Raw genomic sequence first — 17,203 nt, 5'->3', positions numbered from 1 at the left:
TTGCCGTTTAATTTGAAGAACAAGGTTGGATGTTCCGAGCATCCAGCATCCAACCTTATTCGGTTGCCTTGGTGCAAACTATTTGCCTAACGCTTTTTTGGCCTCGTTCCACTTCTTGTTGTACTTATCAAATACTTTGGCAACATCTGTTACGGCAACTTCTTGAGCAATGTCGTTCAAATCAATTTGCGCTTTATTTTGAATAGCCATGGCATCACTGTTGTCAGCGGCAATCTCCACGAAGTTCAGATCTTTCGTTGCCAGGAAATCAGACAGCTGTGTAACGGAGGATTTCTTATCTTTCAGAGATGGGATGAAGCCCGCAAAGTCATCATAGCCGGATTCTTCGATTAACCATTTCACGAAAGCTTTCGCTGTTTTAAGATTTTTGCTATTTTTGCTTACCGCATAGAAATAGTCTGGTGTCATCAGCGTTGTCAGCTTGCCGCTGTTGTCGAACGGCATTGGGAAGAAGCCAACATTTGCAGAATCTGTGCCGTTTTCGATGACTTGCGGGATGACCCAGTTAGGCAGCAGATACATCGCCATCTTACCGGAAGCCACATCTTTCTTGGACTGCTCCCAGTTCGTGGAGTTGATATCTTTCTCGGCGTAGCCTTTGCTGATTAGCGTCTTGAGAATCCCTAGCGATTTCGCAAAAGCGCCGTTCGGGTCGAACGCGTTTTCCTGCTTAATGCGGTCATTCCAGAAGTTCGGATTGCCCGACATCGCTACAGCCACGTGCTGCCATGTATAGAGCGGCCATTTGTCTTTATAGTTCGTGGCAAGGGGAACGATGCCCTTTGCTTTCAATTTCTCGGAAGCGGCATAAAATTCGTCCAGCGTTTTTGGAGGCGCAGTGATGCCCGCATCGGCGAAAGCTTTTTTGTTATAAACGATGCCTGTGGTCGATCCGCCAGTCACAAGTCCATATGTACCGCCATTAGCTGTCTTATAATCCTTGAAGCGAATTTTGTCATTGAGTCCGAGATCATCCAGCGGGGCAAAATAATCAGGAAGCTGTGTATTCGGAATGTTCGGAATAAGCACAACGTCAGGCACTTCAGCCGTCGCCAAACGCAGCTTGATAGCAGCTTCATAATCCTTCAAGGCTTCAAATTCAACATCGGCATTCGGGAATTTCTTCTTAAAAGCTTCCCGGTATTCTTTCAGCTTCGTGTCTATTAGATCAGTACGGTTTGTGGCGAATACGATCTTTCCTTTTATCTCATCGTTTGGATTTGCTGCTTTTGGCGCTTCTGTAGCCACAGCTGCCGTTGAAGCCTTCGCTTCAGGTGTCGCACTTGCTGATGTCGTTGTTGTTGTTGTCGTGCTTTGACCACTGCAAGCAGCGAGAACTGCTATTAATAGGCATACTGTTGTTGAGGTTGTAATCGTCTTCTTCATCGTTTTCCCCCCATTTAACTAGTTTGTGTAGCGCTTACATTCTTATTATAGGACTTCCGATTTCGCAACAAAATGGTACGAATTTGTTTTTCCTTGTACTGTATTTCCTGTTTTGTTGTCTCTAGACAACAACATGCAAGCAGATTTGGGGGCCGCAGCCCCCTCATCGCGTCATTTCAACATGCTTACTATATGTTGGAAAACAACTGCTGCTTCAGCGCGTGTAGCCACAGCCTGCGGGCGATAAGCGCCATCCGGATAACCGCTCAGCAGCCCCGCCCCCACCGCCTGCGAAATCGCATCCTTGGCCCACGAGGAGATCGCTGCCTCATCGGTGAACGTCAATTTACCGGCTGAATTCACGGCAGCTTTGATTTCTGCCAAGGCGAGCGCTCTTTGCAGCATAACGGCCATCTGCTCTCTAGTTATGGTGCGGCTCGGCTTAAAGCTGTGGTCTTCGAACCCCTCAACTAAGCCAATTTCGCTGGCAGCATGGACTGAACCTGCAAACCAATCGTTAGCTCCTACATCAGTAAAGGCAGGTGACGATTTGCTAATCGGTACAATCCCTAATGCTTTCGTCAGCATCGCCACAAACTCTGCTCGCGTGACGGAGCGGTCAGGTGCGTAGGTGCTCTCCGTCATGCCGCTTAGCAGGAACTTCGACGCCAGTTCCTCAATGGCCGACTTCGCCCAGTGGTTGGCTGGAACGTCGCTGAACGTTTGCTCATGCTTCACAAGCGCATATACACTGTTGCCATTTCTGCGAATGACCGCTTCTGTTGCATGGCCATGTTGTATAAAAGTCGCAGGAACATACGTAAAGGTTCCTGTTTGCTTGTCGTAGGCAACCGCCGAAGCATGGCTTATATCCACCGAAGCGTCCGTGAACAAGCTTCTCATCACGAAAAGCGAGCCGAAACTTTGAAGTTCTACTCGTTTATCGCTGCCGGATATGGCAAGGCGGAATTCAACGGGCTGACCAATTAGGTCTGCCCCCTGCTTCTGCGCTGCTTCGCGCACTTTGGCAGCATCATCTGCCGCTAATGGTATTATGGCTACATGAAGCATAATCGGTTGTTGAAGTTCGTGAGTCGTATTCCGAACAACCGGATTCTCCATGATCGAAGACGGAAGCGAATACGTCCCTGACTTGGTTTGAAGCTTTAGAATCCCTGTCCCTGCCCATGCAGAGCTCGGGATGAGCACTTCATCGATGGACGACTCATCATACGTTAGGATCATTGGTGTGCCTGGCGGCTTTTTGGCTAAAAGTTCAACAGCCAACTTGAGATCATCTTCCTTAATGACAGCTTGCTTCTTGGATTGCCCATTGCTGTCAGTAACAGTACGCAGGGTTAGCGAGCTGGCTGTCAACTCGATCTCGTTGGTTTTCTCAACAACGCCAGGCTCCGGTGAACCGCCGCCGCTACCGCTGCCATCACCATCTGAATCATCAATCGGCGGCAGCGTTGTTTCATTTTGATAAATCTCGATGGAATCAAAAAATAAGGCTCCCGCTCCTAGTGGACCATCCCCCTGATTGACATAAAGGGAGAATTCCGTGATATCGCTTAGGTTTAGCTTCTCGTCTCCACTGGTACTCCATGGCGCTAATTGGAACTTGCTGAACGGCAGCTTTATCACGCCCGCAGCGTCATCGCTAAGCGTGACATAGGACTCCCATGCTTCCCCGTTGGCTTCCAGAAATTGAATCGTCAGCTTCCGATTAGAGGCATCCTTTTTCATCCACAAGCGAATGCCGTCATATGTCGTCCAGTCCATATGATCGAGTTTCTTGTTAACACCGGCGAAGTTTTTGGAGGCTGTAGGCAGCTCATACGTATATTTACCACCAAAAGCACCCGCTTCCTTCTGGGACGCCTCCGGCGCAAAAGTGACTGGACCTCCCCAGACATTGGTCGTATAGATGCCGCCCGCAACCAAGTCTCCCCCGCCGCCGTAGTAATCGAAATTGTCGATCACTGGCACTTGATCCATCGCCAATGTATCCAAATAGATCACATTCGCTCCTGCTTGCCCTGGGCCTTTGTTCACATAGATCGAGTACTCGGCAATGCTGGCCAAGTTCAATTGGCCGTCACCCGTTGACCACTGTTTATTTAAGCCAAATCCGCCAAACGGAATTTGGACTATACGCGCCTCCGTTCCAGTAATGGCCGTTTGCGCTTCCCAGATATCGCCGTCACTTTCCTTTAATTGCAAGGTAAGTCCATGTCCAGCTGTGTTAGACTTCAGCCAAAAGGAAATCGCATTGCCGTTATGCGTCCAGTTTGCTTTGCCAAGCGTGCGCGTGACACCTGCGTAGCCAATGCCGTCCGTCAGCGTGTAGCTTAGCTTCATGGCATGTTTCCCCTGTTGTTTTGTATCACTTTCTAATGCAGCTTGGATTGTATCGCCCCACTGACTTGGCACATAATCCGCTTGGACCGCAGATGACTGGGTATAGAGGTCGAAGCTATCTATGCTTCTGACGTTAGCTGCCTCAATGGAATCCACGTACAACGTGCCCGCTCCATTGCCTCCTGCTCCTTTATCGACATAAATTGAAAACTCTTCCACCGAGGTCAAATCTAGCAGCCCATTTTGTTTGCTGGACCATTGTGGCTGGTGGAACGCCCCAAAGGGAAGGCTCAACAGTCCTTCGGCGAGATCGGAAGTAAATAGTTTGGCTTCCCAATACTCACCGCTGGATTCCTTGATTTGCAAGGTCAATCCACGGTTCGTTTCGCCGGGTTTCACCCACAGCTGCAAGCCGTTATAACCTGACCAGTCGGCACCGCTCATCGCTTTACTAACGCCTGCATAGCCGGTATCTGTCAGCACGTAGTTAAGCTTCAGGCCATACTTACCCGCTTGCTTATGGTCGGCGTCTAAAGCCAATGTGATCGCATCGCCGCTTGTGTTCCGCTTGTAAGCCGCTTGCAGCTTGCTATTGTCGTCGCCATAGCCGTCAAATGAATCAACGACCGGTGACTTATATAATTTAAAATCATCAAAATAAAGCGTTCTTTCACCTTGGCCATCTATATTCAAGGAGAATGTAATGATCGATGACAAATCAATCTGATTGTTTCCAGCCGTTGGATTGGAGGTTTTCCACCAATCAGCGACATAGAATTTACTGAACGGCAATTGGATGAGCTGAGGCTCCTCTCCTGACACTTGCAGATCCGTTTTCCACACTTCGCCATTGGACGCCATACCTTCATTGAATTGAATGGAAATACCAGTTGTTCCTCCGGTTGGTTTGACCCAGAAAGAAATGCCGCTATTGCCGGACCAATCGGTGTTCGTAATGCTCTTCTCCATCCCAGCCCAGCCTGCGCTGAGGGAAGAGTTCAATTTCAAGCCATAATTACCTTCGGATTTATTGACGCCATCGAGCGAAATTGACAGTGGCGAGCCCCACTGATTTTTGGTGTACGCTTGATTCAATGTCGCATTCGAGCCGCTGTAATTTTCAAAATTCTCAATAACCGCGCTCTTTTCATGAGTTGGGGGTTCAAGCCTTTCATCGCCGACACCAATCTGAATTCGTCCCACTTGCGGATTCCAAGTCTGATCGGCATGTGCAGAAGGAACGAGCGGGAAGACCGTCTTCAAGTACTTCGTATCCGCTGGCAGCGTATAAGCTGTATACACCGTACGGTTCCAGTAGCCCTCGCCGGGCACTTCCTCCTTAACGAGCCCTTGCAGAGGTGTATAATGAATGCCATCTGTGGAGGTTGAGAATGTGAAATCCTCCAGCCGGTAGTCGCTTGGATTTTGCCTTGCATAACTCGTCATAACAAAATAGTTCATAGTGCCAGCCGTTCGATGCACGAACGACTCGGCTTCATTCGCTGTGCGCGTCAGCCTCTTAAGGTCATTGCCGAAGTATTGCGGATTGTCCGAGGTGAACGATAAGTTCGGTGTATGCTCAACCATTTTGAGCGCATTGTTCATCTCATCGGTCAATATCCCCGTCACGATGTCCGTGCCTGAGCTAGCTTTTTGATAAATAAGCTCTTCGCCGCTTGTATGATTGTAAACAAGCTCCACACCACCCAGTTGGGAGAGTGAATCTCCTGCTGGGAAAGCGATTTTATAATAAACTGCATCCGTCGGGAAACTGTTTGTGCGATACATGACCTGCGTCCAATTCCCGCCTGATTCCGCTTTGGTCACTGGAAGCTCCGTGTAGTTGGTTCCGTCCGCAGAGGTCCAAACTGTAAACTCACTCGCAGGATGACCAGGACTTCTGAAGGCCGTGACTTGCAAGGATACAGCTTTCACTTCAGGTGATTGGCTCGCTGTGGCAGGCAGCGCATAAGTAACGAATTGATCCACGGCATTCGGCTGCAGCTTCAACCGGTAATGATCACCTGCAAACAGCTCCGGAGAATCCGTTGTAAAGGCGAGATCCGTTGCATACTGGTACATTTTGCTGTAGTCAATCAGCTCATCACTGATTGCATGCTTGGCAATGACTGGACCCATGACCTGTGAGTAGGGAGATTCACCTGTTGCATTTTTGGCCTTCACGCGATAGAAGTAAGTGGCTCCAGTCACAGATCTCATATCGTCGAACAAATCACTCGTTGCCGCATCATACACCTCAGGACCGATAACCTGCCACGGTCCAGCCGCGTAAACCGATCGTTCGACGGTATAGGCTGCCGCCCCTGTTGATCCTTTCCATCCGATACGGGACACCGTATCTACAGGCAACATAACCGGCGCAGCTGGCGCCTCCAAAGCCGGCTCATTTGCGATGCCGCGAATTTCGTACGCCTTATCGCGCAGCAGTGCTAGCGTCGCTGCTTCTTCGAAGCTGTCACCTGCCGGGAAACCCGGCCACTTGTAAGCTTCGTAGAAAACGCCGTCATAGGTTCCTTCCGTGTGACGGAAGAAGCCTCCATCCTCGCTGTGATAGCGCAGGCTCCAAATCAAAGCCCCGCTGGTACCGCTTTCAATAACATTATTTAGGAAAGGTGTTAACTTTGTTTTTGGAATAAAGCCAAACTCGCCGACATAAAAAGCTTTTTTGCCTGCAGCTTTCAACTTATCCAAGCTAACTTGATTGGCGTAGTTATCATAGTGATTCGGGTAGTAATGATTGCTCACGATATCAACTGGACTGCTTGCCGCAAGCGAGGACTCATCAATGCCATATTTACCGTCAACGATTAGATGATTGGCATCCATGCTCTTGATAAAAGAGGCGATATCCGACGTCCATGCCGAAGATGATGGCGTCAATTCATTGCCTGTTTCCCAAGCGAGAATCGCCTTGTCATTCTTGTAAGGGACACCTGTGATTGTGTTTACTCGATTAAGCACATAAGAAATAGTCGCTTTGAAATCCGCATTAATCTGCGGGTCCGTCCAGAAATCATCCTTGTTTTTGCCTCGAAAGGCGGCATATTCGCCGATTCCGCCCCACCATTCGTATTGATCCACGAAAGGAATAATTAAGCGGATGCCATATTCATTGGCAAGTGCCAGCGCACGGTCCAGCACTTTGAAAGCATCCTCGTTAAATTGCCCCGGTCCTTCGACATGACGAATCATGCCCGGATAATCCGCTTGCTTTTTAACCGATAACACATAGGTTCTGGTCGCCGTTGCGCCCATCTGCTTAAGCGCTTGGAACGCATCCCGCTGCTCCCACTCGGTCGGCGCATGCCAATAGCCATCCTCCACCATTGTCAGTGTAGGCACGTTAGCGCCAATGAATCTGTACTCACTCGTACCGTCCATCAGCCTATCCCCTGTACGCGTAATAAAATGATCCAAAGTCGAAATTGGATCCGCTTTCAATTCTGGTGTTCCTAAGAATCCTCCAAAGATCGTAGACACTAACAACAATGCAACCAGCAGTTTTGCACACATGCTCTTCACTAGCACAAGTTCGCCTCCCCTGTATCCTACAAGTTGGATCATCTACAATTATAGGAGGGTCACTCTGCGGATAAAATGTACTGGCTTGGCTTTTTATTGGACTGCATTGCCAAATGCTGTTTTTTAGCTTCCGTTCGGCAAATTAGTCAGCTTCGTTTGCTCCCGGTACATCCGAGGCGTCATGCCAACGACCTTTTTGAATAGACGGTTGAAATACGCCGCATCCGGGTAACCGACAGCCTGGCCGACCTCATACGTCTTGAGCTCCAATTGATGGAGCAGCAGCTCCTTCGCCTTAGAAACGCGCAGCTGCATAATATAGTCCGTTATGGTCATCCCCGTTTCCTTGCGAAATAGAAAGCTGACATAGCTGGCCGTCAAAAAAACTTGATTGGCGAGCTCGGAAAGCTCAATTTCACGATTATAGGCCTGCTCAACAATCCTCTTGACCGTACTGACGACTTTTCGCTCATAGGTCTCCGTTTCCGGAGCTCTCTGATGCTGCTCTTCTTGCATGCGGTCTCTCACCTGCTGTAGCATTTGGGCCAGCTCTTTCTTGTTAACAGGCTTGACCAAATAATCACTAACGCCTTTGCGCAGCGCATTTCGGACATACTCAAATTGGTTGAACCCGCTTAGAATGACAATATGCGTTCGGGGGTATTGCTTACGAACGTGTTCAGCAAGCTCAAAGCCATCCATTTTCGGCATGGATATATCCGTAATAACGACGTCTACAGCTTGTGTGTTCAAAAACCGCAAAGCCTCCAGCCCGTTTCCGAACGAGCCCAGCACCTGATAATCAGGCTCCATCCGTTCAATAATGCTGACGATGCCTAATTGAATCGGTTTTTCGTCTTCGACGACAATGATGCGGATCATGTTCATCCCACCCTTGGGGCATTCCAGATTATTCCTACTGGTGTCTTTCATTTTATCACATAGGCAAAAGCCATCATACGGACATTTCCGCATGACGGCTTCGGATTTTGTAAAAACGATTTTCCTGCTGCAGCCTAGTAAGCCTGAATATCATCCAAGTAAATCGTACTGGAACCTGCGCCGCCTGAGCCTTGATTCACATAGATATTGAACTCCGCGATTGCGCCTAAATCTCTCGTCCCGTTCCCACCCGAATACCAAGAAGGATGAGCGAAGGAGGTAAACGGCAATGTGATAGTTCCGCTTGCCGTGCTTGAGAGCGTGTACGCCTTCTCCCACAGTTCACCGCTCGATTCCTTGAACTGAATCGTCAATGTGCGGTTCGAGCCATCAGGCTTCAGCCAGAATTGGATGCCGGTTTTACTGGTCCAATTTTGACTAATGGTGTGAATGACGCCGGTATAGTCTGGGGTACCCATCGTATAAGCAAGCTTCAATCCATATGTGCCTTGTGACTTATTGGCTGAATCCAATGTAGCTGTTATTGCGTTGCCGCTGCTGTTCGGGACATAAGCCGCTTGCAGGTTGCCATTAGAACCGCCATATCCCTCGTAATTGTCAATGTTCACAGGAGTTGGGGGCGGAGGCGTTGTACCGTTACCGAGCTTGATGGAGTCTACATAAATAATGCTGCTGCCGTCTGCGCCTGAACCTTTATTTATATAAAGATTGCTCTCCGAAATGGAGCCCAAATCGACGACCCCATTGCCGCCACTAAACCAACCCGGATGTTGGAAGCTGGTAAAAGGTATAGAAAGTGTTGTCGCCGTCGTCCCCGCTAACGTGTAATACGTTTCCCACAGCTCCCCGTTTGATTCCTTGAACTGAATCGTTAGTATGCGGTTCGAGCCGTCCGGTTTAACCCACAGATTTAAGCTGGTATTGCCGGTCCAATTCGCATTTCCGAGCGTGTGGACGGCCCCTGCATAATCCGTTGCTGCAGAAACGGCATAGGCGATCTTCATACCATAGCTGCCCGCTTCCTTGTTAGCCGTATCGCGAGTCACAGTAAACGTGTTTCCGCTTGAGTTTCTCACGTAGGCTGATTGCAGCGCCGCATCCGAGGCATAGCTTTCGAAATCATCCACCGTCGTCGTAGGAGCCGCTTGCGCAACCGTTGTGAACGAAAGTCCAGCATTAGCGGCATTCGTGGACCCCGTGCCGTTTACTGCTGTCACTTTCCAATAGTAGGTTTTGTTATTCGTAAGCAAAGTGGTAGGTGTGTAGCTCGTGCTTGTGAGTCCGCTAACGTTGACGGCAGGATTCGTATAAGACGTATTATCCGCAACGACGAGCGTATAGGACGATGCATTTGAAGACGCTCCCCATGTGAATTGCGGCGTTACGCTGACATTCGCAGCTCCGCTTGTTGGCAGCGACTGCGAGAAGCTTCCGGGTGCAGGCAGCTGAGTGCCAGAAATCGCGTACACATTTGAATATGCGCCGGCAACACCGGATAAGTTGTGTCCCTTTACTCTGTACCAAGTTGCTGCGCCTGCTGTAGATCCCGCATCCGTCCATGGCGTTTGATTGTCAGTTGCGCATTGGTTGCAAGCAACCGTCCAAGGTCCGCTGCTGCCCGCCGTAGAGCGCTCTACGGTGTACTTGTCGGATGGCACCGAACCGCGCCAGTTCAGCACATACTTGCCTCCGGAAGTTGACGAACCTGTGATGAGCGGTGCTCCCGGAATGCCATGAGCCGGCGGCGTGCTGAGGCCTCTCATTTTATACGCGTGAGTCCTCATCTGCTGTGCTTGTGTGCGCATGAAGGTGGTATCGCCAGGGTAATGTACCGTGAAACCGTCAGGATGCTGTACATAACCATAATTGTCGTTGTGGCCAAACAGCGCCCAGTACATATCACCTGCGATGACCGAATCATTTTCGATCGCCGTATGGAAATTTGCCAATGTTCCGAACTGCTCATTCGTCCAATCGTATTCCCCGACGAACATCACTTTCCCGGCCGTTCTTACTTTATTCGCTTGCTGCTGCAGAATGGGTACCGACAATCCCTTGTTCCCCCACGTATAGAAATGGTCCGAGTACATGTCGATACTGGAAATCGCCAAATGCGCATCTGCAACGCCGTAATTGCCATCGGCCACCAAATGATTCGGATCTTGCTGTTTCAGATAGTTGGCAATGTCCTGTGTCCAATTCTTGAGCTGTGTCGGATTATCAAACCATCCAAGTTCATTGCCCGTCTCCCAAGCCAAAATCGTCGGATCGTTCTTATACGCTACCCCGGTGTATGTATTAACCCGATTCAGGAGGACGTTCAAATGCTGCTTAAACGCGCTAATAATATTGGCATCGCTAAAAAATTCATATCCTGTGTAGATGACGCCATCATCCGGATACCCATACCATTTGGTCCACGTTTTCTTACCGCCGTGATAGTAGTTATACATATCAACGATCGGCAGAATTAAGCGGATCCCTTGATCGCCTGCTGCTTTAATGGCGTAGTCTACCTTCTGCCAAGCGGCTTCGTTGTAAGTACCCAGCGTTGGCATAATACATTTGGCACAGCCAAAAGAGTTGATGGCATGGGAACGAACAACCGTTGCGCCCATTTCTTTGGCGGTTGCGAGCGCGTCATCCACGCGGAATGACGTTGGGAAATCAATCGTGCCATTCGTCGGCACGTTCTCATCCAGCCCCAGCCAATAAATATTCGCTGAGCTGAACCGAAAGGGCTGGCCCCCCAGCTGAAGCTGGCTACCCGAGCGTGTGACGAATCCGGTAACCGCTGCTTCTGCTGCCGGCGGCGTATAGACCATTCCCCAAAGCATCATGACCGATAACACCCAGATCATCATGAACGACATTTTCCTTCTAGCTGTCCGTGACGTATAACCTGCGTACATCAATATCACCCCAATCACTCTAATTTGCAGACTTGTAAGCGCCTACAAATTAAGTATACTTAGTTTGTCTCGAGATTAAATTGGACTGAATATCAATAAATTGACCTTAATTGCGAACTTTAACGGGGAGTGTGCTGGGATGTAGTAAAGCAAGTAGGCGGTTGCAAAACGGGTGGGCAGTAGCAGATCGCATGGGCTGTAACCTAACCTCGGCTGTGAGCAAATAAGCCTCTGTAGTTCTGTTCAACTTTGCATCTATGCCTCTATCGGTAAAATAGTGGACAGTAGTTCCCTTTCGCTGAGGGAGACAGTTGTCGGGACGGTCACATAGACAGTGTATGGGCAGACAGGCTTGTTTCGGCACGTTCTCATCCAGCCCCAGCCAGTAAATGCTCGCGGAGCTGAACCGGAAAGGCTGGCCCCCCCAGTTGAAGCTGGCTTCCCGAGTGTGTGACGAATACGGAAATCGCTGCTTCTGCTGCCAGCTTTGAAATAACTGGAAATAATACCGTTATTCCACACTGAGTTGTGGCAGGGAATGAAATAGCGGTAGAAGCTCCAGCTAAATCATCAGTAGCTGCACGAAATCTGCTAGATCTGTGAATTTAGCAGTAGAAATTCCATTTATTTGGGAAAAAACGGATCGATTGCTGAAAATAACAGGAGTAATCGGCGTTACTTACAATTAATCCATCCACACAGCCTCCCAGCTCCAAGGGGACAATCCATGTAGCCTCCTCATCTGATATAGATGGGAAAACTACTATTTCCCGCTAACTTCCCCCCAGCACATAAACCAACACCCACAAACCACAAACTAATCAAAAAAAAGGCCGCTCTGTAAGCGACCTCTCCGTGTCTTTTCTGACTATCTCCCATTAATGCTTCAGCTTTCTTCTTGCTTCCAATTCCTTTTTCAGTGCATGCTCAACCGATTCAGCGAGTAGATCGAATTTCTCTGCAACCGAATAACCCAGAACTACCCCGCAGTGCGTACACTTCTGCAATTGAAGATCTGTCGTCTTGGAACAATGTCTACACTTGATCACAGTAAGCCGAACCTCCTATCGTGAAAGCATTGTCTCTATTCAGCATCCGACGCGCAGCGGAAACCAATATTTCCTGTTGAGCTGTCCGGTGTGTTCTTGCTACGAGCAGCTACCCGGTACCGGTTGCAATACGATTTGTGACACAAATAGGAGCCTCCGCGCATCACACGGGCTTGTCCAGATGGAGGTCCTGACGGGTTCACTCGTTTGCCTTTGACATGATAGTCCGGACTGAACCAGTCCGAGCACCACTCCCAAACGTTGCCCGAAACGTTATACAATCCGTAGCCATTAGGCTCGAACGCTCGAACCGGCGCGGTACCCGCATAGCCGTCGCTGGCGTTATTCTTGATCGGGAATTTCCCCTGCCAAATATTGCACATATGCTGGCCGCCCGGCTTCAGCTCATCCCCCCAGGGATAGCGCTTTTGCACCAAACCGCCACGGGCTGCGTACTCCCATTCAGCTTCTGTAGGAAGACGTTTGCCAGACCATTTGCAGTAAGCCAATGCATCCTGATACGACACATGAATGACCGGATGATCCCATCTGTCTTCTACATTTGAGTCCGGTCCTTCCGGATGCTGCCAATCTGCTCCCTCAACAACCCACCACCATGGTGTTTGCTGCACAGCAGATTTCACCTTTTGAGCCGTGGCTTCAGACACAAACAGATGAAACACAAACGACCATCCGAACGCTTCCGCTTCGGTTCGATACCCCGTTTGATCAATAAATAGCTTGAATTCCGCATTGGTTACTGTACATGGATCTATGTAAAAAGGCTTGATTGTCACCTCTCGTACCGGTCCTTCACCATCAGCAGGGAAACCTTCTTGGTCGTCCGTCCCCATCAGGAACGTGCCCCCATCCAAATAGATCATGCTCGACTTGTCCAAAACTTGACTATCGCTAGGGCCAACCGCCTTAGTCTGAGCCTGAACAGGTGTCGGAGCATCGGAGTGAACTTGTGTAGCTGAATCTCGACTTGCTGAGCAACAGGACTTATTAGTTTCCACAAAAATCTCCTCCCTATTTTATAATAATTGCTAAGACAACTTTATAAAACAAGAATATCACCTTCCAAGCCAACAAGAAAGGACCAATCGACAATCATCGACTGGTCCTCTCTTGTTTATGTGCTTATCGCTCCGGTAGACTTGCGTACAACCAGCTCCGGCTTAAGCACATGCTCTGGCTTTGCCTCATCCTTGTTCGCGAGCTGCGCGATCACAAGATCAACAGCCAGCTTCCCCATCGCTTCGATAGGCTGGGCGATCGTGGTCAAAGGCGGGTCTGTGACCGAGGCTAGAATCGTATCGTCGAAGCCGACGATCGATACATCCTCCGGCACGCGCAGACCTAATGCTTTGGCCGCTTGAAGCGCGCCAATGGCGAGCAGGTCGTTACAGCAAAAGAGCGCCGAAGGGCGCCCCTCCTGCTGGAGCAGCTCCAGCGCTTGGCGCTTGCCGTCGCGAAGCAGGTCGTAGCCGCCGGACTTCACTGAGGCTTCCGGCAGCTCAAGCCCAGCGCCCGCTAACGCTTCGCGGAACCCGCGGATGCGCTCCCGGGAGGAGCTGACCTTTAGATGCTCGGCCAACACCGCGACCCGGGTATGTCCGAGGTCCAACAGATGCTGCGCCGCTAATTTGCCTCCTTCGAAGTCACCCACATGTACGGTTTGTACATAGGGACTAGCCATCTCCCGAGCAATGGAAACAATTGGAATCGCCTTATCTACCAAGGGAGACAGAAGCTCCAAATTGTCCATTCCGGTACCGATGATCATGCCGTCCACACTTTTTTGCTGCAGCAGCGTCAAATATCTCTCAACTCGCTCATCTTCGTTATGCGTTGAACAGATGACAATGCTATAGCCGAGCTGATGCCCTTGATCCTCCACCGCATGCGCGATTTCAGCAAAGAAAGGATTAGAAATATCGGGGACGAGCAGCCCCAGGGTATATGTTTTTTTGCCTGTCAAAGCTGAAGCAATAACGCTCGGTCGATAATTTAACCGCTGCATAACGAGAAAAATTTCGTTACGGCGCTCTTCGCTGATTTTGCCTTTTCCGTTAATGACCTGCGAAACCGCCGCGATCGATACACCGGCTTCACGGGCTACATCATATATGGTTGCCTTCATTTGCTTCTCCCATCGTTGTTTCATCCACATTAGTCTCTATTATGCTCAGAAGGCATCCAAGTTGCAACCCGTTCTTACAGCGCTATTCGCGAGGTTTCGTCATTAGCCATGCGTGATCGGGGTCGTTATGGAACTTCCACGTTCTCGTTGGCCCCGCCATCACATTCAAATAATACACTTCGTATCCGGGCGGCGCACACACAGGATGGTAGCCTTTCGGCACCAGCACGGTTTGACCGTCACGGACAACTAACGTCTCATCCATTGAGTGATCATCTGTATACACGCGTTGAATCGCGAAACCCTGCTCAGGCTGAACATGGAAGTAGTAGGTTTCCTCCAGCAATGACTCATCAGGAAGCGAATCCCGATCATGCTTATGAGGCGGGTAGCTGGACCAATGCCCATCTGGGGTAAAAACCTCCACAACGAGTAAGCTGTCGGCTGACTCCTGTTCAGGCAGTATATTATGAATCCGGCGTTCGATATTGCCATATCCGCGAGCCTCAATGCCAACTTGAGCTGGCTCAATCAAACGGGCCGGGTAGCGGCCAAAGCCGGGAGCGGCGCATACCGCCAACTCTACGCTCGTAAGGGCCTTAACTTCGTATACATCATCATTTGGCACATACACGGAATAAGGTGCAATCTTCTCAAATACGCTCATCCGCTCACCGATTCCTTGCCATGTTTGGAGCTTGGTAGAGACGTCCGCTTTCCCGCTTAAAAGGACCAGGCAGATTTCATTACTCCCTGTTTCACGACGCAGAACTTGGCCTTCTGTCAGCTTGACGACTTGAAATCCTACATACTCCCACCCTGCAGACTCCGGAGTGACAGTAAGGACGACACCCTCTTTATCTGTCTCATGGGCTTTAACGATCAGATTTGAATCCGACATGCGATCCCTGCCTCCCAACCACATAATTGAGCATTATTGTGCTACTGACTGCTGCGACAACAACTCGCTGATTTCACTGATTTTCACCGGACGCTGCAGCTCTCTTGAGAATTTCGCAGCCAATGCGATCCGCTCTGCCTGCAGCCCGTCGAAGCCTTCAACAGGCAGTGCATGACCATTCACTAGGCTGTCGATGAACATTTGAGTCTCAAGGATATACGCTGCATTGTAGCGTTCCAAGAAGAAATGCAGCGGTTTATCCCGCGTAATGCCTTCGGCTGTGGAGATTTCCGCCGTATTCGGATGATCGTTGGTTACAGCGACACTGCCTTTGGAGCCGAATACTTCTACTCGCTGATCGTAACCGTAGACAGCCTGGCGGCTATTATCGATGACACCGAGCGCACCGTTTGCGAAGCGAAGCGTTACAATAGCCGTATCTACATCGCCATGCTCAGCGAAAACTGGATTGATCAGCACATTTCCTTGTGCGTATACCTCTTCTACTTCGCTGCCCGTTACGAATCGAGCCATATCAAAATCATGGATCATCATATCCATGAAAATACCGCCGGAAACCTTGATGTAATCCGGATGTGGAGGATTCGGATCGCGCGATGTGATTTTCACAATATGAGGCTCTCCGATGGTTCCATTTTGCACATGGTCGCGCACACGTTTAAAGTTATGATCGAATCGGCGGTTGAACCCGATTTGCAGCTGGACTCCCGCTTGACGAACGCATTCCAGCGCCTCTTCTGTTTGCGTAATGTCCATGGAAACGGGTTTCTCACAGAAAATGTGTTTGCCCGCTTTTGCCGCTTGCTTAATCAAAGGTACATGCGTATCCGTGGACGAACAAATAAACACAGCGTCTATGTCGGGATTAGCAAGCAGCACCTGGCTGTCCTGCACAACTTGATCAATGCCTCTTTCGGCTGCCCATGCTTCTAATTCCGCCCCGGCAAATAAATCACTCACCGCTACAACTTCAACTTGCGGCAATTTCAACAGATTATCGGTATGGATTTTTCCGATTCTTCCCGCACCGATGATGCCAACTCTGATCTTCTTCATTGTACATGTCCTCCCGCTTTACCATCGCTGCCAAACAAACGAATTTTCGCCTTAACCGAAGCCTTGATCGCTTCCCGCGCGGGGATCAAATAATTACGCGGATCATAAGCTTCCGGATGCTCTTGTAAGTAGCTGCGAATCGCTGCTGTACAGGCCGATTGGTTATCTGTATTGACATTAATTTTGCAAGTTCCCAAAGCGATTGCTTGCCGAATTTCACTCTCGGGCAGACCGCTGCCGCCGTGCAGAACAAGCGGCAGACCAGTCAATCGCTGAATTTCGCCCATCCGGTCAAAGCCTAGTTTAGGCTGCCCCCTGTACGGGCCATGCACGGAACCTAGAGCAGGCGCCAAGCAGTCTATACCGGTTTGATACACCAGTTTGACACAATCCTCCGGCACTGCGTACATCCCCTCGGCTTCGTCCACCACCAAGTCATCCTCACGTCCAGTGATTCTTCCAAGCTCTGCTTCAACGCTTGCCCCAAGGACATGAGCCACTTGAGTAACTCGCTGAGTCACCTCAATGTTCGCCTCCAATGTGTGGTGCGAAGCGTCGATCATTACCGAGGTAAACCCCGCATGAATCGCCCGTACACACACCTCATAGGTTGTGCCATGATCCAGGTGAAGGGCGACCGGTACAGTAATTCCGTAATGCTCGATGAGTGCATTGACCATTCCAACAATGCATGGAAGCCCGCCCATATAAGGAATATAAGGCTCGCTGACACCGAGAATGACAGGTGCCTTCTCTTCCTGAGCCGCTTGCAGAATAGCCTGGGTAAATTCCAAGTTGTTCAAATTAAACTGCCCAACGGCATACTGTTCTTCTAGTGCCTTTTGGAGCATGTCTTTCATCGAAACCAGCGCCATGTCTTCCACTCCTTCTCTATCTCCAT

Annotated in this window: 10 protein-coding genes; all 10 read right to left on the bottom strand. The window is 49.8% G+C overall.

All coding sequences use genetic code 11. The features are described from left to right. Positions 1-78: 78 nt before the first annotated feature. Positions 79-1,407 carry an ABC transporter substrate-binding protein gene (locus AC58UW_RS29535; RefSeq protein ID WP_497424139.1) on the bottom strand — a complete coding sequence of 443 codons (1,329 nt, stop codon included), beginning with the start codon at positions 1,405-1,407 and terminating at the stop codon, positions 79-81. Between the two features lie 171 nt (positions 1,408-1,578). Beyond that, positions 1,579-7,320 (bottom strand): carbohydrate binding domain-containing protein, encoded by a 5,742-nt coding sequence (locus AC58UW_RS29530; protein ID WP_497424138.1) that lies wholly within the window; start codon positions 7,318-7,320, stop codon positions 1,579-1,581. A 117-nt stretch (positions 7,321-7,437) separates the two neighbouring features. Beyond that, complete coding sequence (locus AC58UW_RS29525) at positions 7,438-8,196, bottom strand: response regulator transcription factor (protein ID WP_497424137.1); 759 nt, start codon at positions 8,194-8,196, stop codon at positions 7,438-7,440. A gap of 134 nt (positions 8,197-8,330) precedes the next feature. Beyond that, positions 8,331-11,129 carry a carbohydrate binding domain-containing protein gene (locus tag AC58UW_RS29520; RefSeq protein ID WP_497424136.1) on the bottom strand — a complete coding sequence of 933 codons (2,799 nt, stop codon included), beginning with the start codon at positions 11,127-11,129 and terminating at the stop codon, positions 8,331-8,333. Between the two features lie 878 nt (positions 11,130-12,007). Next, on the bottom strand, positions 12,008-12,178 hold the full coding sequence (locus tag AC58UW_RS29515) for a hypothetical protein (protein ID WP_161406315.1): 171 nt from the start codon (positions 12,176-12,178) through the stop codon (positions 12,008-12,010). 35 nt (positions 12,179-12,213) lie between these two features. Further along, positions 12,214-13,197 carry a formylglycine-generating enzyme family protein gene (locus AC58UW_RS29510; protein ID WP_497424135.1) on the bottom strand — a complete coding sequence of 328 codons (984 nt, stop codon included), beginning with the start codon at positions 13,195-13,197 and terminating at the stop codon, positions 12,214-12,216. Between the two features lie 116 nt (positions 13,198-13,313). Further along, positions 13,314-14,324, bottom strand: coding sequence for a LacI family DNA-binding transcriptional regulator (locus AC58UW_RS29505; protein ID WP_497424164.1), 1,011 nt, complete (start codon positions 14,322-14,324; stop codon positions 13,314-13,316). 82 nt (positions 14,325-14,406) lie between these two features. Beyond that, a complete protein-coding gene (gene iolB, locus AC58UW_RS29500; protein WP_497424134.1) occupies positions 14,407-15,225 on the bottom strand; it encodes a 5-deoxy-glucuronate isomerase in 819 nt (272 codons plus the stop codon). 33 nt (positions 15,226-15,258) lie between these two features. Beyond that, on the bottom strand, positions 15,259-16,302 hold the full coding sequence (gene iolG, locus AC58UW_RS29495) for an inositol 2-dehydrogenase (RefSeq protein WP_497424133.1): 1,044 nt from the start codon (positions 16,300-16,302) through the stop codon (positions 15,259-15,261). Further along, the gene (gene fba, locus AC58UW_RS29490) at positions 16,299-17,177 is read right to left on the bottom strand and encodes a class II fructose-1,6-bisphosphate aldolase (RefSeq protein ID WP_497424132.1); all 879 of its coding nucleotides are present in this window, start codon (positions 17,175-17,177) and stop codon (positions 16,299-16,301) included. The genes iolG and fba overlap by 4 nt, the downstream gene beginning before the upstream one ends. Positions 17,178-17,203: the final 26 nt, after the last annotated feature.

It is taken from the genome of Paenibacillus sp. J22R160, from assembly GCF_059692135.1.
Note: the sequence above shows the minus strand (reverse complement) of the source record. Positions and strands in the feature narration are given on the sequence as shown.

What these genes read in the sequence shown, in the direction of transcription:
- fba (WP_497424132.1), bottom strand. Translation starts at nt 17,177, where the DNA reads ATGGCGCTGGTTTCGATGAAAGACATGCTCCAAAAGGCACTAGAAGAA.
- AC58UW_RS29520 (WP_497424136.1), bottom strand. Translation starts at nt 11,129, where the DNA reads ATGTACGCAGGTTATACGTCACGGACAGCTAGAAGGAAAATGTCGTTC.
- iolG (WP_497424133.1), bottom strand. Translation starts at nt 16,302, where the DNA reads ATGAAGAAGATCAGAGTTGGCATCATCGGTGCGGGAAGAATCGGAAAA.
- AC58UW_RS29535 (WP_497424139.1), bottom strand. Translation starts at nt 1,407, where the DNA reads ATGAAGAAGACGATTACAACCTCAACAACAGTATGCCTATTAATAGCA.
- AC58UW_RS29505 (WP_497424164.1), bottom strand. Translation starts at nt 14,324, where the DNA reads ATGAAGGCAACCATATATGATGTAGCCCGTGAAGCCGGTGTATCGATC.
- AC58UW_RS29525 (WP_497424137.1), bottom strand. Translation starts at nt 8,196, where the DNA reads ATGATCCGCATCATTGTCGTCGAAGACGAAAAACCGATTCAATTAGGC.
- iolB (WP_497424134.1), bottom strand. Translation starts at nt 15,225, where the DNA reads ATGTCGGATTCAAATCTGATCGTTAAAGCCCATGAGACAGATAAAGAG.